Source organism: Porticoccaceae bacterium LTM1 (genome assembly GCA_030252795.1).
Classification (GTDB): domain Bacteria; phylum Pseudomonadota; class Gammaproteobacteria; order Pseudomonadales; family Porticoccaceae; genus SCSIO-12696.
Map to the genome: position 1 here is coordinate 2312877 of CP127080.1, position 25227 is coordinate 2338103.

Consider the following 25227-nt stretch of genomic DNA (forward strand, 5'->3'; position numbering starts at 1 on the left):
ATTTCACACTCAATTTCTCAAATTTCAAAATTAAAGCTCATCCATACCGGGTTCACGCCAGTAGATAATGAATTTGGATTTAACAGTACGGGGAGGTGCACCTACTTTTGTGCTGCCATCAATAATTCCGTCGCCATCCGAGTCTACACCTATACCACCACCTGGAATAATAATGGCATTACCAATAGAAACCACACTGGGAGGGATTCCCGGGCCAACATCATAGCTGCGCTGATTGTCCAGAACAGCTGATCCATCGGATAACTCAACGAGATACACGTAACCATTACCCTCTGTGACATCACAGATGCTAACGGCATCCGTAGGGGCATAACTGGTAAACAACACCACACCAGCATCAATCAGTGGTGATGCCAGGCCTTTTTCTCCTGCAATTCCCAGCTCCAGCTTCCAGCCATTGGTTTTCGCAGAGGTACAGGCTGAATTGGTGTCGTCACGAGTGACACAGCCAGTCACATCATCCAGATCAGAAATGGTAAGTGCTGTCGCGCTCCTGGCCGCACTGCTTCCGGTAGTCGTATTGCGATCCTTAATCAGGAAGGCGTAGTTAACAACATCGGTATTTAATGGATCAGCACGGTTACCACTGGTAATTACCACACCATCGTAATCACCAACAGAGTCATAGGTGGGCACTACTTCCGGCTGATGGAAAAATCTTCTGTCGGTCGTTACTCCATCAGTACCCAATTCAGCCAGCTTGCTAACGAACCAATTATCTTTTCTGTGATCACTGTTAGTACCATCCCCTTCAGGAAGGTCAACACGCCACACCGCACCTCCAGTATCGCCCACATACAGTCGATCAATAATACCGTCACCATTTGAGTCAAATGCGGTCACTTTTGAAGGAATGCTATCTACCATATCCGCATGTTGGTAGTTTGTATTGGAAGCACTGCTATTACCTTGAGTAGCCTTCCAGATCAAAGCTCCTGTTCGGGCATTAACGATATAAATGGCATTGCCAATAGTGTCGTCCGCATCACCCAGATCCTTTCCTACACGGTCAGTCAACGCATCATTCCAGCCACCGTTATAACCACCGGCAAAAATAACCACACCTACTGATGAGCTGCCGTATTTCACCTTACCCACGATAGGGTCAGAAAAGGTAAGACCAAGCTCGGAAAAGTCACTGTCAGTATTGGTTATTTTCCATTTCAAGGTCGGGTTGGCGGTAACGTCCGAGACGTCCAGCGCATAGTAACTTTTTCCACCGCGGCGCAGACCAAAATAGACATAGGCCTCATCAGAATCGGCAACACTGATAGTACCGTCACTATTGTTGTCCACAACAAACGCTGTTGGTGTACCGTCAACGCCGTAAATCATTGCAGAGCTGGAACGGGAATCACTACGCAATTCAACGAGGTTTGGCAGCAATTCTCTCGGCATAAAGGCAAAAACCTCTTCACCGCTTTCGGCTCCACCACTGGTAGTGTTTTCATAAATATGAAAGAAACCGTCATTGGAGCCCATCATCAAGCGAATATTGGGATTAGATTCGCTATGACTGCCGGCTGTACCATAGTTTAAGGCCAATGGCTGTGAGTGAATTGATGACCCCAGGATCCAGCTTCGCACATCAGTGTCATCACCATCACCATCTGTGTCATCAACATCACGACCACGAGCCCAGCGGATTAATTCCAGTGCCTCATCATCAGTCGATACACCAAGCTCGGACCTCAACGTAGCCGCGATAGCAGTAGTTGCGTTTAACGCTGTAAATGTCGACCCGGAAGAAGGCTCCAGATATAGCTGTCTTGCGTCGGTCTGTGAATTCATATCCGGAGCAACGTCAGTAAGAAAACCTGGCAACTGCTGCCCAGCACCACCGCGGTCCACTTTACGGCCATCTTTACCGGTAACGAAATCATCTTGCTCAGATTCTGTGGGATCGGGCAAATTTGCACTGTCGGTCCAGTATGTAAGCGCAGTGAGCTTTAATCGGCCTTTATCATCGCCTATTTCCTCGAAGGCACTTACGTTGTTGGCATCAACGATGTCATCAAAAATACCGTCGCCAGCATCAGCGGTGCCATCACCATCTGAGTCAACATCAATAGAATCAACAAGCTTGAGTTTTTTCAGGTTTCCAGGCCAATCAACGGTTCCCTGCGCTTCAAACAAAGCCACAAAGAGGCTGTTCAGCGTTTCGGTACGGTTAAAAACGTTTACTGGTACAGACGAAGCCACAAACGTAGAACTTACAGAGATAATTTTTACAAGAGCAGCTTCCAGATCTTCTTCCAGCTCTACGGCATCATCGAAGTTCAATACACCTTGCCCTGAGTTACCTGCTGCAGCCCAGTTGGTAGTTGAACCTTTACTTCCCGAGTCAGAAATTACCCAGGTAATCAGGTCTTCTGTCGCTGATGTTCCGGTAATATCGGAGCCAACCAGATCATGGTCAGCCATATAATCGAGCATATTTTCGAATTTGGCACTGGCGCTATCTTCTGGCATTGCGCTTGCAATTTCAGAATCCAGGTCATCATCCTGGTTAGCTACGTTCATTGCCATAACGATGGCGTACAGGTTAGTACAATCAAATTCGGTAAACTGGCTTGGCGAAATATAGTTTGCAGATATCCCTAAACCTAAGAGATCCTGCTGGATAGTGGCATCAAAGGCTGGATTTGGTGCAACAATACTCTGGAAGTTATTGGATGTACCGGCAGCATCACTGTATTGAACTTCAAGGCCATTCCAGTAACTGTACATTTCATAAAATGTCTCACTGGGCTGAAGCTTATGTGACTGGCTGTTATTTGATGGGGCTTTTATCTGGCGCAAACGCCAGATCAGGTAATCTTTGTAAAGAGGAGTCGGGACATCAACACCACCATTGGTGTTACTCCAGTAGGTTTCAAAATCACCATAGTTCGAACGTTCGGTAAGGTCTGTAGGAATCTCAGCACCCAACTCGTTATAACCTTCAAGAATGGTTCCGCCATTGTCAAAGTTACTAATGGAAAGCGCCATATGGATGGAACCAAATAACAGATCTCCATCAACATTGGTTTTTGACAAAAGAGATTCCATGACTGCTACAAATACTTCATAGCGAGTTACAGTATCGGAAAGGCTAATACTATTGGTATTTCGATAATTAACTAATGCAGCTGCAGCTCCTGCTGACATCGTCGCTTCACAGGCATCATCAAAACTGCTGCAGTGGGTTGCAAACACACTTGGTCGCCAATCCAGCATCATCATTAACAGTGGCACAGAGCCAGCTGATGATTGCAGATAAATATCAATATCGTCAGCCTTGGAAGGCTGCGACAAAAATGTCATCGGCAGTAACAATACGGCTAGTAACTTTTTCATTTCACTGCTCCCGGTTAATCCGCCTGGTTGTCCTGGCTGGATTCAACCACTTTTCTCATTAGTCCCTGAATCACTTGTGCTTCACCAAGCTTGACGGCGCTACCAGAGTAACTGGCACCAACCTCATAAAGCTCCCAGTCGCCCGAGCTACCACCCAGCGCCTGGTCTTCAGCCAACCTGATTCGAGTCAGCACATCCACCTCACTATCGATCAACTCGATCCAGGTAGTAGTGGTAACTCCTGTAGGTACCGAAACCGTTGCTGTTACTGTTGGAGTCGCTCTATCCCCCTCATTCGCAATCAGGTCGTAAGCTGTATCTTCATTCACAGCTACAAACGTTGAGATTGCCTGAGCAGTCTGGAATGCCTCTTCACGAAACTGTTCGTTACCTGCCATCTTGAATTCCAGCTCACTGGTTTGCATCACGGTTGTTGCAAGTAATGCCATTAAAAGCAAGAAGATCATGGCAATGATCAAAACCGCCCCTTCTTGACGGTTTTTCAAACGAATTTCTCTTTTATGTCTCACACCTAAAACCCTCTGGTTGGGTTTGAAATACTTCTATTAAATTCTTGGAATGCCAGCGTTTCGCAACTGTACTGAGGTAGAAAACACCTTGCGCAAATAACGGTCATTTTTTGCTGCGATGACTTTACTACCCAATGTATATGATTTGTCATCTGTATATCCGACAGGCGCTTCATTCACACTTCTCACCAACAGATAGATACGCGCCATAATCGCATCCTGGATTTCAGAGGCGTCAGGCGCAGTCTCAAACCGATTGGATACACCGTCATTATCAGTATCAATTCCAAATTCGATCTGCATATTTTCAATGCCTTCCACCAGGGCTGATGTAGTCATTTCATCGCCCTCCAGCTGTTCAGCACAAAGCGTCGGAACATCATCACCAGCCGTCAACGAATAATCACGCACATAAAATACTTTGGCGTAATACTCCCAGTAATTGGATAAGGAGCTGGTTGAGAAACCGGTGCCGTAATGCCAGCTGGAATTACTCTTTTCTACATGAAGATACCATTGGGTAGCATCACCTGAAGCACCGGCGTGGGCAGCACCCGACTTTATTGTCATATCACCAGCAGTTCGCTTGACAGTGACGATATCGGAATCGGCTTGCAATGTACCTGTAGTTAAACAATTGAGAGTTTTACCTCGTACCGTAGCCGTACTACTGGAATAATCATTGATCAGATCAATTGGCTCAGTGCCATCCAGCACCCAATTAACCCCTGCAACACAGTCCTTCGTGACACTTTGAGCGGAAGCAAGCTTATTCGTCATACCACCGAAAAAGCCGGCTTGTGTTAAGTTGGATTTCAGCAAATTAATGGCGTAGCGGCCGTTTTCCTGAAGTCGCGCAGCTTCTTCCTCAAAGTTAAAGTTTCTGCGGCTATCGATGTAAATATTGATGATACCCGCTGATAACAGAAGCCCAAGTACCAGCGCCACCATTAACTCTACAAGCGAAAAGCCTTTACAGTTTTTTGGAGCAAAATGAATCATTCTTACAGCTCCCCGATAAAGGTTGAGATGGTGAGGGTACGACGAAGTGCATCATCAGTACCGTAGAGACCCAGTCCCTCTCCACAGGTATTACCACCGGGGCTACTGGTTTCTGCCGCCCCACGCCAGGCAATGGTCACTGTGACATTACCCGAGTTATTAGCGATGCATATTGTTGGGGAGACCAACCCCCCGACATTACTCTCCTGAGCTCCAAGGACCGCCTGCTCAATTTCGTATAAATCGCGTGCGGCCAGTTGTGCTGTAGTGCAGTTAGCTCCGTCAGCACTGCAGTCGGTACCCGCAGAACGGGTAGAGCTGCCGCCCCCCAAAGTTGTTACATACGTTGCCAGTTGGTCAGGGTTGCCACGCATACGCTCTATCAGGTCCCTGGCGTACCCCGTAGCCAAAGAGCGTTGCGTACCTTCATACAGGTTTCGCTTTCCTGCCATCTGCATTGCAGCAACCCCGAGAATGCCCACTGCAGTGATCAACACCGCTATCAGCACCTCAATTAATCCTGCACCCTTTTGCTTGTAACCAAACTTTATGGCTCTACCGGTACGATAATTCATCGTCCTAATTTGCTCCTGATGCATTATGGGCAGCTAGTAGCACCCTTTTCTTTATGCGCACGCCCTGTTGCCTGAATACCCAGCAGGTAACCCTGAGAGGTATCGCCACTACGACCACAGACATTAAACCGGCTCACAGAAGAGCCACTGCTGTTTACTGCAGTTCCATTGGCGGCAAATGTTATGTAGGAAATACCTGATATACGGGCAGTAATGTCACCACTGAGTGCACTCTGGGTGCGAATGGATTCTTCACCACTATCCAGAACCCCGTCACCATCATCGTCTGCAAAAATGGCCCAGCCCGACTCAAAGTTACCAGTGGTATTTGCCCGAATCGTCACTTCCTGGTTTCTTTTCACAGCCTCACTTCTGGCTGTCAGCAGAGCGGTATATAACATCGACGCGCTGGTCTCCGTTCTGCTCCTGTCCAGGAAAGCACTAAAGTTTGGAGCCGCTATTGCGGCAATAATTGCCACAATAGCGATGGTGACCATCAGCTCAATCAGGGTGAATCCACGCATTTTTATCGCCTTTTTATTCATGGTGCTTGATATAGCAAATTAACCCTTCAAAATGTCAAAAATCAGACGACAGGAAACATAAGCCGACCGAGAACCATTGACATCGCTGGGCGGCACAAAAATCCTGTAAATGCGCCAGCAAATCACCACTATATCGGGAATACAATTCGGAAAACGATGTGTATATCTCACTTTTCAGAGCTGTATAGTCACCCTGATTAAGGCCGCTAATTACCACAGTCTGCCCCTCTCGATCGACGCGCCCTTCCAGTGCGATTAATTACTATTTCCCGGCCAAACTCATCACCACCGGCACTGTGACAAATCGACCAGGTTGAATTTGCCATACCGGTGCTTCCTACCGGAGTACCATCCCCTCGATATCCAATCCAGGTCATAGAAGATCGACTATTGGTCAATACGACCTGATCAGATATTGGCTCGAAGTAACGGATAACTTCCTGTGAGTCTTCAGCCTCCAAAGAGCCGTCACCTTCTGTATCGACCCACATTAACCAGCCATCATTCCAGCTGATACCATCGCAGGAGCGACCTGACTGACTTTGGCAGAGACGAACCGTGCTGTTGCGCTTTATTGCCTCCATTCGCATTAGCTGCAGTGCAGACATCAAGCAATCCGCCTGCGCGGATACACGACTATTTTGAAGGAAGGTTTGAAAAGACGGTGCGGCGGCTGCCGCCAGAATCGCAACAATGGCGACAGCGACCAGCAACTCGGACAGGGTGAATCCTTTGGGATCGGTAAACATAGAGCCTCCTGCTCTTTGGCTTTCCTTGCCGGCAACTCACTCCTTGAGTCGCCTCGAATACTTAACACTAGATAACTAGTTTGTTTCCCGCAACTCTTTGGGAATGGAAAAACGAATATTTTCTACTCGACCATCCATCTCGCTCGGCACTTTGGCACCAAGCTCCTGTAATCGACTGACAACCGATTTAACCAGTACTTCCGGCGCGCTGGCACCGGCGGTAATACCAATACGCTGAACTCCATCAAGCCACTTGGGATCAATATCCTGATCCGAATCGATCAGGTAGGCACTGGCACCACAACGCTCGGCAAGCTCACGTAAACGATTTGAATTGGAGCTGTTGGGTGAACCTACAACCAATACCAGCTCGGCCTCCAAGGCTAACTGTTTGACCGCATCCTGGCGGTTTTGGGTGGCATAACAGATATCGTCTTTACGAGGACCACTGATCTGTGGGAATTTTTCCCGCAGTGCGGTAATTACCTTTGCGGTGTCATCCATGGAGAGCGTGGTCTGGGTAACGTAAGCCAATCGAGTCGGGTCACGCACTTCCAACTTGGCCACGTCGGCCTCGTCTTCCACCAGATAAATCGATCCGCCACTGCTGGCATCGTACTGCCCCATGGTGCCTTCCACTTCCGGGTGACCGGCGTGACCAATCAGCACACACTCCTGGCCATCGCGACTGAAGTGGGTAACTTCCATATGAACCTTGGTCACCAGTGGACAGGTGGCGTCAAACACCTTCAGGTTGCGACGATCCGCCTCCTGACGCACAGCCTGCGACACACCGTGGGCGCTGAAAATTACAATTACATTGTCAGGTACTTCGTGCAACTCATCGACAAAAATCGCTCCGCGGGAGCGCAGGTCATCAACCACAAATTTGTTGTGCACCACCTCGTGGCGAACGTAAATTGGCGCACCAAACTTATCGAGAGCACGGTTAACAATATCGATGGCACGATCAACTCCCGCACAAAAACCGCGCGGGTTGGCCATTTGAATTTCAACGCCGTTGTTGCTCATCAAGCTGCCTTTACTGAAATAATCTTTACATCAAACTGGATAGTACGCCCCGCAAGCGGGTGGTTAAAGTCGATGGTGACAAACTCATCATTCACCTCGGCCACCACACCTGGCAATTCAGCCTGATTGGCGTCGGCAAAGGACAACACCAGACCGGGCTCCAGATTCAGGCCCGGATCAAATTCACGACGATCCATTTGTTGCAGATTATTGGGATTTGGTTGGCCAAAGCCCTGCTCAGGGGGAATACTGAAGCTTTCCGATGCTCCGGCACCAAGCCCCAACAATACCTGCTCGAATCCAGGCAACAAACTGCCATCACCCACCGTAAAAGTAGCTGGCTTACCTTCGAAATTACTGTCAACCGCCGAGCCATCTTCCAAACTCAAGGCAAAATGCAGGGTCACTTCTGTGCCCTTTTGAATTACTTCACTACTCATTGACTACGTTACCTTTTGGATCGGATTCGGGCTTTTTTGCAAACAGCGACTCCCATGCCAGCAGGATGGCACCTACGGTGATCGCCGAATCGGCAATATTAAATGCGGGGAAATGTTTTCCATCCCAGTGGAAGTCCAGAAAATCAATTACATGGCCCAACACAACTCGGTCGTACAGGTTGCCCAGCGCACCGGCCAAAACCAGGCTGAGAGCCAAACTCAGCAACCGCTCCTGTTTTGAAAGTCGACTTATCCAGACTGTTAGCGCCACTGAAACCGCCAGCGATAATCCACTGAACAACCAGCGCTGCCAGCCACCAGCATCATGCAAAAAACTGAATGCAGCACCTTTGTTGTAAGCCAACGTCAGGTTAAAAAACGAGGTGACCTCAATCTGGTTAAACATAAGATTACTGTCGGCCCAGGCCTTGGTGATCTGGTCGATTACGATAATCACCAGGGCCAGCAGGTACCAGGGTGTTGCTTGTTTGAAACTCATAATACTAACTTTGTGTTGTCGTCATTCCCGCGCAGGCGGGAATCCATAAGACCATGCTGGATCCCCGCCTGCGCGGGGATGACGGTTAATACGTTAGGCAAACGCTCTCGATTCACCTTCACCAAAAGCGTTCTCTTCACAGCGACCACAAATAGTCGGGTGCTCAGTGCTTGTACCAACATCTTCACGGAAGTGCCAGCAGCGCTCACACTTGTCATGAGAAGATTTAACTACAGCCACACCCAATCCAGGCATCTCGCTTGGATCCACCTCACCAGCATCCGCCATTGGAGCGACAAAGGCCGCGGAAGTAATCAGTACAAAGCGGAGCTCATCACCCAGCTTGTCCAGCAACGCTTTCAACTCGTCATTGGCGTACAGGGTCACCTCTGCTTCCAGAGCGGACTTAACAACACCCTCGTTGCGTCTGGCCTCAATTACCTTGTTGACCGCTTCTTTGACCTCAACAATTTGCTCCCACTCCTGGCGACTGAATGCCGCTGAAGCACCAAGCTCCGGCAATTGGTACCACTCCGCCAGGAATACCGACTCCTCGCGCTCGCCCGGCAGGAAGCCCCAGATTTCATCAGCGGTAAAGCTGAGGATCGGTGCAATCCAGCGAGTAAAGGCTTCGACGATATGGAACAGCGCGGTCTGCGCCGAGCGACGCGCCAAACTGTCGGTTTTGCAGGTGTAAATACGGTCTTTAATGATGTCGAGATAAACACCACCCATCTCGTTCACGCAGAAGTTGTGCACTTTCTGGTAAATGGAATGGAAGTTGTAGCTGTCGTAGGCCGCCTTCACGTCACTCTGCAGCTGAGCAGTAACGTCCAGGGCCCACTGATCCAGCGCCAGCATATCTTCGGCTTTGACCAAATGCTCTGCCGGGTCAAAACCGTCCAGATTGGACAGGAAGTAACGGGCAGTATTACGAATACGGCGATAAGAGTCCGAAGTACGCTTGAGGATTTCATCCGACACACTCATCTCGGTACTGAAGTCCGTCGCCGCAACCCACAGGCGCAGCACATCCGCACCAAGCTGATTCATGACCTGCTGGGGTGCCACGGTATTACCCAGGGACTTGGACATCTTGCGACCATCTGCATCTACGGTAAAGCCGTGGGTCAGTACGGTTTTGTATGGTGCAACGCCATTCATGGCGATTGAAGTCTTCAGGGACGACTGGAACCAACCGCGGTGCTGATCCGACCCTTCCAGGTACAAGTCAGCAGGGAAGCGAAGGTTGTCCCTGCGATTTACCACGGCATTGTGAGTAACACCGGAGTCGAACCACACGTCCAGAGTATCGGTCACCTTCTGGTACTGGTCTGCCTCTTCACCCAACAGCTCACTGGCATCCAGGTCGTACCATGCATCCATACCGGATTGCTCAACGCGCTTGGCAACTTCTTCGATCAGACGAGAAGTCTCCGGGTGCAGCTCGCCGCTCTCTTTGTTCACAAACAGGGCAATCGGCACACCCCAGGTGCGTTGACGGGAGATACACCAATCCGGGCTGCCATCCAGCATGGAATCGATACGAGCCTTACCCCAGCCCGGCAACCACTCCACTTCGTCAGCTGCTTTCTGGCACTGGTCCAGCAGGCCGTTCTTATCCATGCTGACAAACCACTGCGGCGTGGCGCGGAAGATCAGCGGGGTTTTGGTCCGCCAGCAGTGCGGGTAGCTGTGAACCAGCTTGCTCTGGGCCAGCAGTCGGCCGTTTTCTTCCAGGACCGCAACGACTTTTTCATCTACTTTGTAAACGTGCTCGCCGGCAAACAATTCGACCTTGTCACGGAAGATACCGCTGTCGTCGATATTGTTGAGCGTGTCGATGCCGTACTTTTTAGACACCACAAAGTCGTCAGCACCATGGTCAGGAGCAGTATGTACTGCACCAGTACCAGCATCAGTGGTCACGTGCTCGCCCAGAATCATTGGCACCTGACGGTTGTAGAACGGGTGCTGAAGCAATAGCTTTTCTAACGCCGCCCCCTTACAGCGACCCACCACAGTGTGCTCTTCCACACTCCAGCGATTCAGCACGGATTCAACCAGTGCTTCTGCCAACATAAACCGCTGCTGCTCGCCATTGATCTGGCACTGGACAAACACATAATCCAGATCGGCATGAACACTCACTGCCATATTGGAAGGCAGTGTCCAGGGTGTGGTGGTCCAGATCACCACAGACAGGTTACCTTCACCTTCGATACCGCCTGCGGCATCGGCAAAGGCTGCAGGGTCTGCAACCGGGAACGCCACGTCGATAGAGAATGAGGTTTTTTCCTGATACTCCACTTCTGCTTCCGCCAGCGCAGAGCCGCCTACCACACTCCAGTAAACCGGCTTGTAGCCTTTGGTGAGGTGTCCGTTATCGATGATTTTTCCCAGCGAGCGAATGATATCCGCCTCAAACTGGTAATCCATGGTCAGGTAAGGGTTATCCCACTCACCAAACACACCGAGGCGAATAAAATCTTTCCTCTGGCCTTCAACCTGACGTTTGGCGTACTCGCGACACTTCTGGCGGAAAGTCTTGTGATCGACCTTAACGCCAGCCTTGCCAATTTTGGTTTCCACCTTGTGTTCAATTGGCAGGCCGTGGCAGTCCCAGCCCGGCACATAAGGGGCATCAAAGCCACTCATAGTGCGAGACTTAACCACGATATCCTTTAGAATTTTGTTAACGGCATGACCGATGTGAATATCGCCATTCGCGTAGGGAGGGCCATCGTGCAGAATAAACTGGTCGCGACCGGCACGGGCCTTACGAATCTTTTCGTACAGGCGGTTTTGCTGCCAATCTTTCAGCATGCCAGGTTCGCGTTGCGCCAGGTTCGCTTTCATTGCAAAAGCGGTTTTTGGCAAGTTCAGGGTCTGCTTGTAGTCGCTCATATCAGTGCTTATCGCTCATTCAACAAAACATGTAGGGCGCGCCATGCGCACCATCAACAATCGGCAAAGAAAACCTTTGCCTGCTCAATATCATTTTCAATAGCTGCCTGCAGCTCTTCCAGCGAGGCAAATTTCAGCTCTTCACGAATTTTGTGCTTAAACTCTACGGCAATTCGCTGACCGTAGATATCACTATTCCAGTCAAACAGATGTACTTCCAGAATCGGCTTCACACTCTGCTCAACTGTAGGGCGGACGCCGACATTGGCAACGCCCTGGATTCGCTGACCAGCCAGTACTACCTCAACCGCAAAAACCCCGCTCAGTGGAGCCCGATAGCGGAACAGGTGTACATTAGCGGTCGGCACTCCCAGTTTACGACCCAGCTGCTGGCCATAAACCACTTTACCTGTAATCATGAAGGGCTTGCCTAATAAGGTTGCCGCTTCATCAAAATTACCCGCCTCCAGTTCGCGACGAATTCGAGTACTACTGATCCTCTCTTCGGAGCGAGCCACTGTGAGTGTATCGCGCACTTCAAAACCGTGAACCTTGCCGGCTTTCTGAAGCAACTCAAAATCACCGCTGCGATCACAACCAAAGCGAAAGTCGTCACCAACTACCAGGGTCTTCACTCCAAGACCATTAACCAGAACCTGCTCGATAAACTGCTGCGCCGTCAAACCGCGCAATGCCGCGTTAAACGGCAAACAACAAACTCTGTCGATACCTTCGGCAAACAGTGCGTCAATTTTCTCCCGCAACCGCATCAGTCTGGCTGGAACCTGCTCCTGACGCTCTCTTTTACCAAGAAAGTATTCCTGTGGCTGCGGCTCAAAGATCATCGCAAGTGACGGCAGATTAAGTCGAGCCGCCTCATCACGTACCTGCTTCAGTATCGCCTGATGACCAAGGTGCACACCATCAAAAGAGCCTATCGTGACCACATTGCCACGATGCTCAGGACGAAGGTTGTGCAGGCCTCGAATAAAGGTTTTCTGGTGACTGGGCACTATGGGAATCGCATATTGATATCAAAGCGCGCCAGTATAACAATGTTTAGATGAGAGATGGGAGACGAGAAACGGGAGATGCAGGAATGAAACGCAGTTAACATCTCACGTCTTTCATCTCACATCTCATGCGCCCTTCAGGCCATCTCCACGCAGATGACGCAAGCGCACGCCACCTGCCATCAGCGCTGCCACATACACCGCCAATCCACCACCACAAACAATCAGGATTCTGTAGCCTCTTTCCCACCACTGCCAGCTTGCCCAGTCAGTAAACCACTGGTTAAAGCCAAACAAAGCAGCTGCCATTAGAAGATTGGCAACAAGCAGGGTAATAGCAAATCGTCCACGCCCCGGTTGTGGCTTGTAAACCCCGTCTTTCCTCAATCCGCGGTAAAGAAGGCCCGCATTGAGAATAGCCGACAGGGAAGTCGCCAGCGCCAGCCCAACATGCCCCTTACCACCATCACCCAGGTAAAACTCCAGCGGAACAGCAAAGACCACGTTGAATACCATATTCACTACCATCGCAATAATGGCGATTCGAACCGGCGTTTTCATATCTTGGCGAGCGAAGTAACCTGGCGCCAGAACCTTGATCAACATAAAGGCGATCAATCCCACCGAGTAGGCACGCAAACTCATCGCCGCCAACTGAATTTCTTCGCCGTCAAATTTGCCTGATTGAAACAGGGTTATCATCAAAGGCTCTGCCAGCATAAACAGCGCCACCATAGCCGGAACGGCGATATACAGCACGCTGCGAATTGCCCACCCCAAAGTGGCCTCAAACCGGGCACCACCACCGGCGGTGTGCTGACGGGAAAGACTGGGCAGAATCACCGTTGCAATTGCCACCCCAAACACCCCCAATGGCAGCTCATACAGGCGATCCGAGAAGTAGAGCCAACCGACGGCACCATCCCGCATAAAGGCAGCCAAAACCTGGTCCAACAGCAAGTTAACCTGGCTGACTGATACACCAAAAATGGCTGGCGCCATTAACAGCAGTATTTTCTTCACTCCCGGATGACGCCAATCCCAGCGGGGGCGCGGCATTAAGTGCATTTTCATCAGGAAGGGAATCTGGAACAGCATCTGGGCAGCACCCGCCACAAACACCCCCCAAGCCAACGCCATCTCGGGCTCTTCAAAGTAATTCACGCCAACGATGGCAGCAGCAATCAAACAGATATTAAGCAGAACGGGTGTGAATGCGGGTATCGCAAAGCGGTCAAAGCTGTTGAGTATGCCACCCAGCATGCCCGCCATGGAGATAAAGAACAGATAGGGAAATGTAATCTGCAACAGCTGACCAGTTAGCTCAGCTTTTTGCGGCGAACCACGAAACTCAAAGCCATAGGCCAGCAAGGACGCTATTTGAGGCGCAAAAAGCACTACCAGTGCGGTCACCACAAGCAGAACCGATCCCAATGAGGCAGACACTCGGTCGATCAGACCTTTTACTGCAGATATGCCGCCTTTCTCGTGATATTCATTCAATACCGGCACAAAAGCCTGGGCAAATGCACCCTCAGCAAACAAGCGACGCAAAAAATTGGGAATCTTGAAGGCCAAAAAGAAGGCATCGGCGGAGCCACCAGCACCAATAGTATGAGCAAACACAACATCCCGAACCAGACCGAGCACTCGGGAGATCATGGTCATTGAACCGGTGATCAAGCTGGAACCAAGCAGACCCCGACGTTTAGTAGACTCTTTTGATTGTTCTTTTTGCTGTTCCACACGTATCCCCTAGATCGAATGAGCGATTGTAAGGGGGTACCAAGCGTGAGCCAAGGAATAAAGACTCGATCTACATTGGTGGCGACGCAATACCAATCAAGCTCCTGAAACTCGCTGTAAACCCTTCCCTGGGCGCTCGAGGCCAGCATCCCGTAGGGCCTGCTGAGGCTAATTGCATACATACTGCTGAAAGCTATTTTTTTGGTCGGCAAGGCAGAAGGAGCGTAGTGTAGTCACTCTACATGAGCGACTGATAACGCGGCTGACCGAAAAAATAGCCTCAGCCCTTCGGGTTGCACCCCAAAAGCGCCACTCTGCGTTCTTCGTCGTTTATTTGGATCAACCAAACTGCTCTCCTCTTGCCTTGATTGGCGCTTTTGGGGTCGCAACAGTAAGTATGCAATTAGCCTCAACAGGCCCTTGCCACGGTTTCAGGAGCTTGATTGATATCGCCTCTTCTCGTGTAAGGCCGTTATTACAAATACATTTAGCAGTAAAACTTCCGCCGCTCTTGCCAGTGGATAGTGATATGGACTCGAGACCGTATACCGCATGGACGCGGTATACGAGCCTACATGGAAGACTCTTTATCCAAGGGAGTACGGCGTGTCTCGAATCCATATCACTATCCACTCGCACCAAACAGTCCCGAAAGACAGTTGCACACACCACCGAAAGACTGTATATTGCCGCGTCCTTGAAACCTGACCAGAATTTTTAAGAGGAGCACACAGGTGGCTAACTCTCCACAAGCACGCAAGCGTGCACGCCAAAGCGAAAAGCGTCGCTCGCACAATGCAGGCCTGCGCTCCATGGCGCGCACCTACATCAAAAAAGTTAACGCAGCTATCGAAGCTGGTGACCACGCAGCCGCTCAAGAAGCATACAACGCAGCTGTACCGGTAATCGATCGCATCGCCGACAAAGGCATCATCCACAAAAACAAGGCAGCTCGTCACAAGAGCCGCCTGAACGCTCAGATCAAAGCCCTGGCCGCTTAAGCCATAGCTCTGAGCGCGGATGCGCCATAAAAAAACCGGCCACTGGCCGGTTTTTTTATGGCTGTAACCTGCCTGCTAGAGGGTAATCACCAGATTATCCCTATGGATCAACTCTTCACCATCCACATACCCCAAAAGCGCCTGAATCTCACTGCTGGGCTGACCAGCTATCTTTCTCGCCTCATCCGCACTGTAACCAACCAATCCACGGGCTACTTCCTGCCCATGCCCATTGAGGCATCGCACCAGATCACCGCGATGGAATGAACCATCCACTGCCCTCACACCAATCGGCAGCAAACTTTTACCCTGCTCGGCCAACACTGCCACAGCACCATCATCAAGGGTCAAAGCCCCTTTAAACTGCAGATGCCCAGCGAGCCACTGCTTGCGAGCCGCCACAGGCCTTTGATCCGCCTGCAAGCAAGTACCCACTGACTCACCATCCCGCAAACGCGTTAACACCTCTGGCTCACGCCCCCAGGCAATCAGGGTATGCGCCCCGGAACGCGCCGCAAGCCGGGCTGAACGGATCTTGGTGACCATGCCACCTCGCCCCAAACCACCAACACTGCCTCCCGCAACAGCATCAAGCGACTTATCCATCGCCATAGCCTCTGGGATCAACTTTGCATCCGGGTTACTGCGAGGATCACTGTCAAACAAACCCTTCTGGTCGGTAAGGATCGCCGAAACATCCGCCTCCACCAGGTTTGCAACCAAAGCGGCCAGGGTGTCATTGTCACCAAAGCGAATCTCATCCGTTACCACTGTGTCATTTTCATTGATCACCGGCACCACATCCAGATCCAGCAACGCCCTTAGTGCACTGCGCGCATTCAGGTAGCGCTCACGATTTGAGAGGTCGTCATGGGTCAGCAGCACCTGCGCCGTTTTAACACCATAGCGCTGGAACTCACTCTCCCAGGTTTGCACCAACCCCATCTGCCCCACAGCAGCTGCAGCCTGCAGCTCATGAATAGTTTCCGGTCGCTTTTTCAATCCCAGTCGAGTCATTCCCGCGGCCACAGCGCCTGATGACACCAATACCACCTCAACGCCCTGGTTGCGCAACGCCACCAACTGCTTTACCCACGAGGCAATGGCCGCGTAATCCAACCCCACCCCATTATCAGTCAGCAGCGCACTTCCAATTTTCACCACCCAACGGCGGGACAACTTCAATTCGCCTCTAGCACTCATTAAGTTCAACTTCCGCAATAACAGCCAATAAAAAGGCTGCTTTGGTTACCCAAAACAGCCTTTCGATTCTATAGGTCCGCGACCAATAACTCTAGAGTGTACCTCTACTCCCCATGGGTGTAGACCACCTCAACATCGTAGTCGTCATCATCCCAATCATCGTCATCGGAATCCTGGGCCTGCCCCTTGCGAGCGGCGCGGTGCGCTATACGCAACTCTTCAATACGCTCACGCGCCTCCTGCTGCATCTGCTCGCGACGCTGAACCTCAAGCTCAGCCAGCTCAGGGTTCGCAGCCTCAGTCTCGGCACACTCTTCAATGTAATCCATTATTTGAACGCAAATATCGCCAGTCCCTTGCTGCGAAATAGCCGAAATGGTAAAGACCGGCCCTTCCCAGCCCAACTCCTCAACCACCTCACGGCACCGCTCTTCACGCTCCTCTTCCGGCAGCAGATCCACCTTATTGAGAACCAGCCAGCGATCGCGCTCAGCCAGAGTCGGACTGAAGTTCACCAACTCATCCTCAATAGCAGCGGCATTCTGGGCTGGCGTAGTGCCATCATAAGGCATCATATCGACGATATGAAGCATCAGGCGAGTGCGGGTCAAATGCTTAAGGAAACGAATACCCAGCCCAGCACCCTCAGATGCACCAACGACCAATCCCGGCACATCGGCAATCACAAAACTACGCTGACCTTCCATCCCCACCACACCCAGATTAGGCACCAGGGTGGTAAACGGGTAATTGGCCACCTTCGGCTTGGCCGCCGAAACCGCACGAATAAAGCTCGACTTACCAGCATTGGGCATACCAACCAGCCCCACATCCGCCAGAACTTTCAGCTCAAGCTTCAGGTTGCGAGCCTCACCCTCTTTACCAGGGGTAGTCTGACGCGGTGCGCGGTTGGTACTGGACTTAAAGCGTGTGTTACCAATACCGTGCCAACCACCCTGCGCCACCATCAGGCGCTGGCCGTGCTCAGTTAGGTCGCCAAGGGTTTCGTCGGTATCAGTATCAATAATTGTGGTCCCTACCGGCACCTTCAACACCAGATCCTCACCCTTGCGACCAGTACAGTTGCCCCCACTGCCCTGCTTGCCACTCTCGGCATTGAAGCTGCGGGTGTAACGGTAGTCCACCAGGGTATTGAGGTTGATATCCGCCTCCAGATACACGCTTCCGCCATCACCGCCGTCGCCACCATCCGGACCACCTTTGGGGATAAACTTCTCACGCCGAAAGCTCATGCAGCCATTGCCGCCTTTACCAGCCTGAACGCGAATTGGAGCTTCATCAACAAATTTCATGTCTTCTCTTTCCAGTATTGGGTGCCACCGACCACTCTCTCGCCAACCATTGTCGCCGACTGCCTGAAAGCATACGCCATAGGCACAAAAAAAGCCCCTCGCGGGGCTTTTTCGATATTGTTCTACTTAAAATTAAGCAGTAACAACATCTACAAATTTACGGTTTTTGTCACCGCGAGTGGTGAACTCAACCTTGCCATCAGCTTTGGCGAACAGAGTGTGGTCGCGGCCGATGCCTACGTTGTTACCAGCGTGGAACTTGGTGCCGCGCTGACGAACGATGATGCTGCCGGCCGAGATTACTTCGCCGCCGAAGTGCTTAACACCAAGGCGTTTACTTTCTGAATCCCGTCCGTTACGAGTACTACCACCAGCTTTTTTGTGAGCCATGATCTAGTCTCCTGATAATCTGTTATTAACCGGCGTTGATGCCGGTAATTTTCACCTCAGTAAACCACTGACGGTGGCCCATTTGCTTGCGGTGGTGCTTACGACGCTTGAACTTGATGATAGTCACTTTCTCGCCGCGACCGTGAGAAACGATCTCTGCAGTCACCTTGGCACCCTCAACAACAGGGGCACCCACTTTGATAGTTTCGCCGTCGGCAACCATCAGAACTTCGTCGAAGTTGATAGTTTCGCCAGTAGCGACTTCCAGTTTCTCCAGACGAAGGGTTTCACCTTCCTGGACGCGATGCTGTTTACCACCGCTTGCAATAACCGCGTACATAATATGCTCCACATTAGCTGTATGGGCCAACTTGCATATCACTATAATTGAAACTAAGCGGCTATTAAGAAGCTAAATAGTCCCAAAACGAGCGTGAGTCGAGCCCCAAATTCGAGGGCGTGGATTCTACGCCAAAGAGAAAGCCACCGCAAGGGTCTTTTTCAGCTTGTTTCCAACCCATTAAATCGCCCCAAAACGCCTCCATTACAGGGCATCAAGCTTGACACTCAAGTAGGTGGCACCTAGGATGCAAACCCCTGCCATTATACCCTGCTTAATAAAGGAAGACTTCCCGGGATGCTGCCCTTTCACCGCGCTGTCGAAGACGATTTTCTGGCTGTAAACGACCTGATCATCAACCAACTGCACTCTGACGTCGGTCTGGTAGAAAATATCGGCCAATATATCGTCGATGCCGGCGGCAAAAGGCTGCGCCCGCTGCTGGTTCTGCTGGCCGCTAACGCATGCGGATATCAGGGTAAGCGCCATATTGAACTGGCAGCGATTGTCGAATTTATCCACACCGCCACCTTGTTACACGACGACGTGGTGGACACCTCCAATATGCGCCGCGGTCGCGCTACTGCCAATGCCAAGTGGGGCAATGCCCCAAGTGTCCTGGTAGGTGACTTTCTTTACTCGCGTGCTTTCCAGATGATGGTTGCCATCGGCGACATGGACATCATGCGCATTCTTGCTGATGCCACCAACATCATTTCCGAAGGTGAGGTTCAGCAGCTGATCAATGCCGGTAACCCGAATGTCACAGAAGATTCATACAATGAGGTGATTCGCAAAAAGACCGCTCAATTATTTGAAGCTGCGGCTCATTGCGGAGCGGTTCTGGCAACCGAAGACAGCACCAGACGCGAGGCGATGCGTCGTTACGGCCATCACCTCGGCATGGCTTTCCAGCTGGTCGATGACGTACTGGATTATCAGGGCGACGCCGAAAGCCTGGGCAAGAATGTCGGTGACGACCTTGCCGAAGGCAAGCCGACCCTGCCACTGATTGCCGCCATGAAAAACGGCACCGAAGAGCAGGCAACGCTGATTCGCTCGGCCATTGAAAACGCCTCCCTGGACAATCTGGACGCGGTGGTTGAAGTGGTGAAATCCACAGGGGCACTGGACTACACCATGGCCTGCGCCAAGCGCCACAGCGAATTGGCTGCCGAGCAATTGGATGGTTTAGTGGACTCGACCGAAGCACAAGCCATGCGCAACCTGGCTGAGTTTGCCATCTCCCGCACCTATTGATGCGCCCCGGTTGGGTGCGCCCAACCGGAGCAACTGATGAGCTCAACAGAAAGGCTGACCCAACTCCCCATCTGGGAGCAACTGCAACAATCCAAGCTACGGCTCGCCGACATTCACCTGCAAAAGCTGTTTGATGAAGACAGCGATCGCGCAAGGCAATTCTGCACCGAAGGCGCGGGCATCTTTCTGGATTACTCTAAGAATCGAATTGACCAAACCGCCCTTGAACAACTCCTTAAACTGGCCGAACAAAGCCAGCTTCAAGAGCATATCGAGCAGCTGTTTTCCGGCGGCCCACTCAACAACACCGAACAACGCCCGGCACTGCACACTGCTCTGCGCAATTTCGGCCCGTCAGAGCTGCCGGAAGAGCATCAAGTTCAGCAATCCCTGGATCAGGTACAGCTGTTTGTAGATGCCATTCACAACGGCCAGATCACCGGAGCAACCGGTCAGCCTATAGAAACCGTGATCAACCTCGGTATTGGCGGCTCCGACCTCGGCCCACGACTGGTCGTGGATGCCTACCCGAAGCGCCGCCAGAACCTGAGCGTCGAGTTCGTCTCCAGCCTCGATATCTCCGAACTGGAAGAATCACTGGCACAGGCAAACCCGCACCGCACCCTGTTTATCATCTCGTCCAAGAGCTTTCGCACCACCGAAACACTGAAAAACGCCGAACAGGCTCGGGATTGGCTAGATAAAAACGGCATTCCAGCCTTTCGTATCAGCCAGCACTTTGCCGCTGTAACGGCAAATCCCGAGCGCGCCAAACAATTCGGCATCAATGAAAACCTTATATTTCATAACTGGCAGTGGGTCGGCGGCCGTTTTTCGGTGTGGTCTGCCACCGGGCTGCCGGTCGCTTTGGCGCTGGGTATGGAAAACTTCAACGAGCTGCGCCGCGGTGCCTGGCAAATGGATCAGCACTTTCGTCACAGCGAATTCGGCAACAACCTGCCAGTGCTGATGGGTCTACTGGAGGTCTGGTACAGCAGCTTCTGGGGCGTGCAGAGCCGTGCAGTACTTCCCTACTCCCACAAATTAAGATTACTGCCAGCCTACCTGCAACAACTCACCATGGAGAGTCTCGGCAAGCGTGTTGGCCGCCACGGTGAAGCGCTGGAGGTAAATACCGATACAGTAATCTGGGGCAGTGAAGGCACCAACAGCCAGCACTCCTTCGTGCAGATGCTGATGCAGGGCAACTCCACCATTCCGGTGGACTTTATCGTGCCGCTCAAACCCGCCAGCCGGGAAAAACAGATTCACAGCCAGCTGTTCGCCAGCTGCCTGGCCCAAAGCCGCGCCCTGATGACCGGCCGCACTGCCGAACAAGTTGCAGATGAATTAAAACAGCAAGGCACCTCAGACAACGAGGTAGACCGCCTGACACCTCACAAAATCATTCCCGGCAACAAGCCCAGCAATACCCTGTTGCTGGATGACATCTCGCCCCGAACTCTCGGAGCACTGCTGGCACTGTATGAGCACAAGGTGTTTGTGCAGAGCGTGATCTGGAATATCAATCCGTTTGACCAATGGGGCGTGGAGCTTGGTAAACAGATTGGTAATTTGCTGCACAAGATTCTGGAAGGTGAAGCAGACACTAACGAACTGGATAGCTCCACAACCACCCTGATCAACCGGTTTCTACGTAGCCCGACGACCTGAACTATCTGGATTGGGTGTGACTGTTTGTGACCGTGGCCAGCATGGACGGGTCTACGGCGTGTCACAGACAGCCACACCCAATCCACTCATGGCACCAAAAACACCTACCCTATAACCCACCAATAACGTTTTGTTGAATAATCTCGACTCCACCAAATCCTCTCTATTCAACAGGAGCTCCGATGGTTGATGCATTTGCCCCCCTGTCTTTCACCCGAGGCCCAGCGATGAAAAACCGCATTGCGCTTGCCCCGCTCACCAATCGCCAGAGTAATGAAGACGGCACTCTTTCCGACGAAGAGCTGCACTGGCTGAGTATGCGCGCACAAGGTGGCTTTGGCCTGACAATGACCTGTGCAGCTCACGTACAGGAAAATGGCAAAGGCTTTCTCGATCAGCTGGGTGTGTTCGACGACAAACATCTCGACGGCCTGACTCGCCTCGCCGCATCGATCAAAAAGCACGACAGCCTCGCCATTGTGCAGCTGCATCACGCCGGGGTTCGTTCACCCAAAGAGCTGATTCCCGGCCAGCCGGTCGGTCCTTCCGAACATGAGGAGACAGGCTCCAGAGCCCTGTCCACCGAAGAAGTAAAAACACTGGTAGCGGACTTTATCGCAGCCGCAGTGCGCTGTGAAAAAGCCGGTTTTGACGGCGTAGAATTGCATGGTGCCCACAATTACATCATCTGCCAATTTCTCAGCCCGGAGTACAACAGCCGCAATGACGAATACGGCGGAAGCCCGGAAAACCGTGCGCGCATTCTCTGGGAGATTATTACCGGTATTCGCCAGCTATGTAGCCCCAACTTCTCTTTGAGTGTAAGACTGTCGCCAGAACGTTACGGCCTGCGCATGCAGGAGATGCTCGACCTGGCTGAAAACCTGATGGCTTCCGGCCAGATTGATTTTCTTGATATGTCACTCTGGGATGTGTTTAAAGAGTCTGAAGATCACAGCTTTAAAGGTCACAGCCTGCTGTACTGGTTTGCCAAACTGCCCAGGCACGGTGTTCGACTTGGGGTTGCCGGCAATATTCGTACGCCCACTGACGTTAAAAATGTTTTGGAGGCAGGCGTGGATTTTGTCGTTATCGGTCGCGCAGCAATAATTCATCACGACTTCCCCAACCGTATGAAAGCCGACCCAAACTTTCAGCCGAGGACATTTCCGGTTTCAAAAGATATTTTGAGCGCCGAAGGCGTATCGAAAAAATTCCTCGACTATCTCAGCTTAATGCCTGGACTGGTGATAAAAGAGTAATTTATTCACCGGAAATCAGCGCCAGCAGTTCAGCAGTTTTCGCCTCCATCAACTGCGAATTGGCACGGCTCTCCACATTCAACCGTACCACCGGTTCGGTGTTGGAGAGCCGCACATTAAAGCGCCAATCGGCAAACTCCATACTCAGCCCATCGGTGTAATCAATTTGTTCGGCGTCCTGCCGATATTTTTCTTCGATCAGTTTTAACGTCGCTTTAGGATCGGCAATTTCACGATTTATTTCGCCGCTTACCGGGTAGCGCAGCTGACACTCCGCCACCAACTGCGACAGGGACTTACCGCTTTGGCAGAGTAATTCCGCCACCAGCAGCCAGGGAATCATGCCGCTATCACAGTAGAAAAAATCACGGAAATAGTGGTGTGCACTCATCTCACCGCCGTAAAGCGCATCGCAATCACGCATACATTGTTTGATAAACGCGTGGCCGGTTTTGCACTGCACCGGCATACCTCCGTGACGCTCGGCAATATCTATGGTATTCCAGGTCAGGCGCGGGTCGTGAATGATGGCACCGCCACCATGCTTGCGCAAAAATGCTTCTGCCAGCAGGCCAACCATGTAATAGCCTTCAACAAAAGCACCGCCCTCATCAAAAAAGAAACAGCGATCAAAATCGCCATCCCAGGCGATACCGATATCGGCCTGATGATCCAGCACCGCTTGTGCCGTGATCTGGCGATTATGCTCCAATAGCGGATTGGGCACTCCATTCGGGAAGTTGCCATCGGGCTCGTGCTGTAACCTTATAAATTCAAACGGCAGGTGCGTTTCCAACAGGTCCACCACCTCACCTGCACCACCATTACCGGCATTCACCACCACTTTTAACGGGCGCAGCTGCTCAACCTCCACGTAACCCAGCAGGTGTTCGATATAAGCACTTTTATCCAAATCCACGACCAATGTGCCGCGCTTTTCCACGGTAATAAAATCACCCTGCTCGGCCAGTGCCTTGATTTCCAACAGGCCATTGTCGCTGGAAACCGGCCTGGACTGCTCGCGCACAAATTTCATGCCGTTGAAGTCTTTCGGGTTATGGCTGGCGGTAACCGCTATGCCACCATCAAAATTGCCATGAGAGGTGGCAAAGTATATTTCTTCGGTGCCACACTGACCGATAAAGGTCACATCGACGCCAGCATGGCGTAGCCCTTCGATCACCGCGTCGCAAATCTTCGGGCTGGTCAGGCGAATATCGTGCCCCACCACCACTCGCTTTGCCTGTAAAAACTCACCAAAGGCACGACCGATGCGATAGGCGATACCGGTATTCAGTTCATCCGGCACTCGGCCGCGAACATCGTAGGCTTTAAAACAGCTCAAGCTCGTCACCGCTTCCAAAACTGGTGTGTCCATCAGGCACTCCGTACTTGTTTTTTCGTCTCTTCCGCGCAGTAGACGTTCTGGTAAAAATAGTTGGTCGCTTCAACAAATCCGTGAACGTTACCGCAATCAAAACGACGACCTGCGAACTTCAACGCCAGTACATTACCCTGTTTAGCCTGCTCAAGAAGGGCATCAGTGATCTGGATTTCACCACCCTTGCCAGGTTGGGTGCGGCGTAAAATTTCGAAGATATCCGGTGTCAGAATATAACGGCCGATAATCGCCAGATTACTTGGCGCTTCTTCAACGGATGGCTTTTCCACCATATCGGTAATTTGCAGCAGGTTGTCTTCAATCGACTCACCGGCAATCACCCCAAAGCGGGAGACCCGTTCCATAGGCACCGGTTCGATCGCCACCACGCTTTTGCCATAGCGACGATACACCTCGGCGAGTTGCGTCATCACACCATCGCCAGCCGGGTTGTGGCAGAGGTCGTCCGGCAGAATCACTCCAAAGGCACCCTCTTTTACCAATGGCTCAGCAGAAAGAATCGCATGCCCCAGACCTTTCATCTGGCGCTGACGAATAAAACTGTATTGGCCCGCCTCAATCACATCGCGGGTTTCATCCAGCAACGCCTCCTTACTGGTACCCTGCAGCTGGTGCTCCAGCTCATAATTGCAGTCAAAGTAGTCCTCAATTGCCTGCTTGCCACGACCGGTAACAAAACCCATTTTGGCCATACCGGCAGACAGCGCTTCTTCTACTGAGTATTGCAGCAGCGGCTTGTTCACGACCGGCAACAGCTCTTTGGGTACCGACTTGGTGGCAGGCAGAAAGCGGGTTCCATAGCCCGCAACGGGGAACACACAGCTCGAAATCATTACATATACCTTTGGTTTTGAGCCATGATCTCCCGCCGTCTTGGCAGCTCTCTTACAACCAGATAACAATATTGTGACAATCAACCTCCATCACAGGACAAGTGCATCAAAATGGCATCGGTCAATGACTTTAAGTACAATGCGAGGTTTA

The 25227-nt window shown here is 51.5% G+C and carries 22 protein-coding genes; 4 read left to right on the forward strand and 18 right to left on the reverse strand.

Annotated elements, in window-relative coordinates:
* Window positions 1-30 precede the first annotated feature (30 nt).
* From QP938_10090 to murJ, 12 genes are all read right to left on the reverse strand, one after another.
* Window positions 31-3360 carry a PilC/PilY family type IV pilus protein gene (locus QP938_10090; protein WIO73643.1) on the reverse strand — a complete coding sequence of 1110 codons (3330 nt, stop codon included), beginning with the start codon at window positions 3358-3360 and terminating at the stop codon, window positions 31-33.
* A gap of 14 nt (window positions 3361-3374) precedes the next feature.
* Window positions 3375-3866 (reverse strand): pilus assembly PilX N-terminal domain-containing protein, encoded by a 492-nt coding sequence (locus tag QP938_10095; protein WIO73644.1) that lies wholly within the window; start codon window positions 3864-3866, stop codon window positions 3375-3377.
* Between the two features lie 60 nt (window positions 3867-3926).
* Entirely contained in the window at window positions 3927-4892 is a 966-nt protein-coding gene (locus QP938_10100) for a PilW family protein (GenBank protein ID WIO73645.1), read from the reverse strand.
* Between the two features lie 2 nt (window positions 4893-4894).
* Window positions 4895-5467 (reverse strand): type IV pilus modification protein PilV, encoded by a 573-nt coding sequence (pilV, locus tag QP938_10105; GenBank protein ID WIO73646.1) that lies wholly within the window; start codon window positions 5465-5467, stop codon window positions 4895-4897.
* Window positions 5468-5490: 23 nt separating this feature from the next.
* Window positions 5491-5991 (reverse strand): GspH/FimT family pseudopilin, encoded by a 501-nt coding sequence (locus QP938_10110; GenBank protein ID WIO73647.1) that lies wholly within the window; start codon window positions 5989-5991, stop codon window positions 5491-5493.
* 227 nt (window positions 5992-6218) lie between these two features.
* A complete protein-coding gene (locus QP938_10115) occupies window positions 6219-6761 on the reverse strand; it encodes a GspH/FimT family protein (protein WIO73648.1) in 543 nt (180 codons plus the stop codon).
* Between the two features lie 75 nt (window positions 6762-6836).
* Window positions 6837-7793 (reverse strand): 4-hydroxy-3-methylbut-2-enyl diphosphate reductase, encoded by a 957-nt coding sequence (gene ispH / locus QP938_10120; protein WIO73649.1) that lies wholly within the window; start codon window positions 7791-7793, stop codon window positions 6837-6839.
* Complete coding sequence (fkpB, locus tag QP938_10125) at window positions 7793-8233, reverse strand: FKBP-type peptidyl-prolyl cis-trans isomerase (protein ID WIO73650.1); 441 nt, start codon at window positions 8231-8233, stop codon at window positions 7793-7795. Before fkpB ends, ispH begins: the two co-directional genes overlap by 1 nt.
* Window positions 8226-8732 carry a signal peptidase II gene (lspA, locus tag QP938_10130; GenBank protein ID WIO73651.1) on the reverse strand — a complete coding sequence of 169 codons (507 nt, stop codon included), beginning with the start codon at window positions 8730-8732 and terminating at the stop codon, window positions 8226-8228. Before lspA ends, fkpB begins: the two co-directional genes overlap by 8 nt.
* A 93-nt stretch (window positions 8733-8825) precedes the next feature.
* A complete protein-coding gene (gene ileS / locus QP938_10135) occupies window positions 8826-11639 on the reverse strand; it encodes an isoleucine--tRNA ligase (GenBank protein ID WIO73652.1) in 2814 nt (937 codons plus the stop codon).
* A gap of 53 nt (window positions 11640-11692) precedes the next feature.
* Window positions 11693-12652, reverse strand: a complete 960-nt coding sequence (ribF, locus tag QP938_10140) for a bifunctional riboflavin kinase/FAD synthetase (protein WIO73653.1) — start codon at window positions 12650-12652, stop codon at window positions 11693-11695.
* Between the two features lie 126 nt (window positions 12653-12778).
* Window positions 12779-14320 (reverse strand): murein biosynthesis integral membrane protein MurJ, encoded by a 1542-nt coding sequence (murJ, locus tag QP938_10145; protein ID WIO75653.1) that lies wholly within the window; start codon window positions 14318-14320, stop codon window positions 12779-12781.
* An 812-nt stretch (window positions 14321-15132) separates the two neighbouring features.
* On the opposite strand from murJ, the gene rpsT reads away from it, so the two are divergent.
* Window positions 15133-15399, forward strand: a complete 267-nt coding sequence (rpsT, locus tag QP938_10150; protein ID WIO73654.1) for a 30S ribosomal protein S20 — start codon at window positions 15133-15135, stop codon at window positions 15397-15399.
* Window positions 15400-15474: 75 nt separating this feature from the next.
* Here rpsT and proB read toward each other — a convergent pair whose 3' ends face one another.
* The 4 genes from proB to rplU all read right to left on the reverse strand — a co-directional run bounded on the left by proB (window position 15475) and on the right by rplU (window position 18645).
* Complete coding sequence (gene proB / locus QP938_10155) at window positions 15475-16602, reverse strand: glutamate 5-kinase (GenBank protein WIO73655.1); 1128 nt, start codon at window positions 16600-16602, stop codon at window positions 15475-15477.
* 104 nt (window positions 16603-16706) lie between these two features.
* Complete coding sequence (gene cgtA / locus QP938_10160) at window positions 16707-17915, reverse strand: Obg family GTPase CgtA (protein ID WIO73656.1); 1209 nt, start codon at window positions 17913-17915, stop codon at window positions 16707-16709.
* Window positions 17916-18047: 132 nt separating this feature from the next.
* Window positions 18048-18305, reverse strand: coding sequence for a 50S ribosomal protein L27 (rpmA, locus tag QP938_10165; protein ID WIO73657.1), 258 nt, complete (start codon window positions 18303-18305; stop codon window positions 18048-18050).
* A 25-nt stretch (window positions 18306-18330) separates the two neighbouring features.
* Window positions 18331-18645 (reverse strand): 50S ribosomal protein L21, encoded by a 315-nt coding sequence (gene rplU, locus QP938_10170; protein WIO73658.1) that lies wholly within the window; start codon window positions 18643-18645, stop codon window positions 18331-18333.
* A gap of 297 nt (window positions 18646-18942) precedes the next feature.
* Here rplU and QP938_10175 point away from each other — a divergent pair, with 297 nt between their 5' ends.
* The 3 genes from QP938_10175 (at window position 18943) to QP938_10185 (ending at window position 22841) form a co-directional block, all read left to right on the forward strand.
* A complete protein-coding gene (locus QP938_10175; protein WIO73659.1) occupies window positions 18943-19905 on the forward strand; it encodes a polyprenyl synthetase family protein in 963 nt (320 codons plus the stop codon).
* 36 nt (window positions 19906-19941) lie between these two features.
* The gene (gene pgi, locus QP938_10180) at window positions 19942-21579 is read left to right on the forward strand and encodes a glucose-6-phosphate isomerase (GenBank protein WIO73660.1); all 1638 of its coding nucleotides are present in this window, start codon (window positions 19942-19944) and stop codon (window positions 21577-21579) included.
* A 182-nt stretch (window positions 21580-21761) separates the two neighbouring features.
* On the forward strand, window positions 21762-22841 hold the full coding sequence (locus tag QP938_10185) for an NADH:flavin oxidoreductase (GenBank protein WIO73661.1): 1080 nt from the start codon (window positions 21762-21764) through the stop codon (window positions 22839-22841).
* 1 nt (window position 22842) lies between these two features.
* Here the strand turns inward: QP938_10185 and QP938_10190 are convergent, their stop codons facing one another.
* On the reverse strand, window positions 22843-24219 hold the full coding sequence (locus QP938_10190) for a phosphomannomutase (protein ID WIO73662.1): 1377 nt from the start codon (window positions 24217-24219) through the stop codon (window positions 22843-22845).
* Window positions 24219-25076, reverse strand: coding sequence for a UTP--glucose-1-phosphate uridylyltransferase GalU (gene galU, locus QP938_10195; protein WIO73663.1), 858 nt, complete (start codon window positions 25074-25076; stop codon window positions 24219-24221). Before galU ends, QP938_10190 begins: the two co-directional genes overlap by 1 nt.
* Window positions 25077-25227 lie beyond the last annotated feature (151 nt).